Source organism: Virgibacillus sp. M23 (genome assembly GCF_034190895.1).
GTDB classification, from domain to species: domain Bacteria; phylum Bacillota; class Bacilli; order Bacillales; family Amphibacillaceae; genus Virgibacillus; species Virgibacillus salarius.
In genome coordinates, this window is the sequence record NZ_JAWDHA010000235.1 from 1 (window position 1) to 470 (window position 470).

Below are 470 nucleotides of genomic sequence, written 5' to 3' on the forward strand. Positions count from 1 at the left end.
GTATACAATAGCCGTTTTAAGGGGAGGCTAATTGTACGGAGGTGGAGAAGGTGGACGAAACAGCTAAACATAATCATACATGTGTGATTTGTGATCAAGAGAAGAATAGAGGCATTCATCTTTATACGAAATTCATATGCTTAGATTGTGAGAGAAAAGTAATTTCTACATCAACTTCTGATCCTGACTATGCCTTTTACGTGAAAAAACTAAAGAGCATTCATACACCGCCATTATATTCATAGACCTGAAAAGGTCTTTTTTTGTACGCTTCATAATAAAAAGAAGATGAAACTTGTTTAAGGGTTGAACGTAGTAGATAATAATATTAAAACTGAGTATAGACACAGGAGTCGATTATCTCATTCAGAGATTTTTTCACGTTTTAATGTGGAGTTTAACTAGCAGTGCGACTTTTGTTTTCATAGGGATATTTTGTTTTTTCGGTTTAAATCAGTCGCTTTTTTTAT

The 470-nt window shown here is 33.6% G+C and carries 1 protein-coding gene and 1 pseudogene; both read left to right on the top strand.

Annotation, left to right across the window (positions count from 1 at the left end; translation table 11 throughout):
* Positions 1 to 50: 50 nt before the first annotated feature.
* Entirely contained in the window at positions 51 to 245 is a 195-nt protein-coding gene (gene csfB / locus RVS70_RS22270) for an anti-sigma-G factor (RefSeq protein ID WP_095432911.1), read from the top strand.
* A gap of 119 nt (positions 246 to 364) precedes the next feature.
* Positions 365 to 470, top strand: a pseudogene (locus tag RVS70_RS22275) (protein xpaC); the annotation flags it as partial.